Source organism: Methylophaga sp. UBA5088 (assembly GCF_002414625.1).
Lineage (GTDB): Bacteria > Pseudomonadota > Gammaproteobacteria > Nitrosococcales > Methylophagaceae > Methylophaga > Methylophaga marina.
This window is the reverse complement of sequence record NZ_DIAC01000017.1, coordinates 21381-21758: the sequence shown is the minus strand read 5'-3', so window position 1 is coordinate 21758 and position 378 is coordinate 21381. Positions and strand designations below refer to the sequence as shown.

Annotated in this window: 1 protein-coding gene; it reads right to left on the bottom strand. The window is 44.4% G+C overall.

The window, feature by feature from the left end; genetic code table 11:
* Positions 1 to 81 precede the first annotated feature (81 nt).
* A partial coding sequence (gene mscL, locus B4K20_RS02300; protein ID WP_289281741.1) for a large-conductance mechanosensitive channel protein MscL occupies positions 82 to 378 on the bottom strand: 297 nt, incomplete at its 5' end.

Genomic DNA, 378 nt, shown 5'->3' with positions numbered 1-378 from the left:
GTGGCATGGGCGGCATGATGTAATCATCCCTCAGTCTTTAGTGCTAAAAAAGCCCCGGCCATTTGGTCGGGGCTTTTTTGTTTATACGAGTTCTGATGTACAGTGTGGACAACGCGTCGCTTTGATAAGAATGGTTGAGTAACATCTTGGACATTCTTTATTGGTGGCTTCTGCAGGTGCAGGTTCTGCTTCTTTTTCACGTTGCATTTTATTGACCGAACGAATCAACAGAAAAACAGCAAAGGCGACGATCAAAAAGCTGATGACCGCATTAATAAAGACGCCATAACTAATCACTACAGCACCAGCTTCCTGAGCTGTTGCCAAGGTGGCATATGGACCTGCCACAGTACCTTCTTTTAACGTGATAAATAAGTG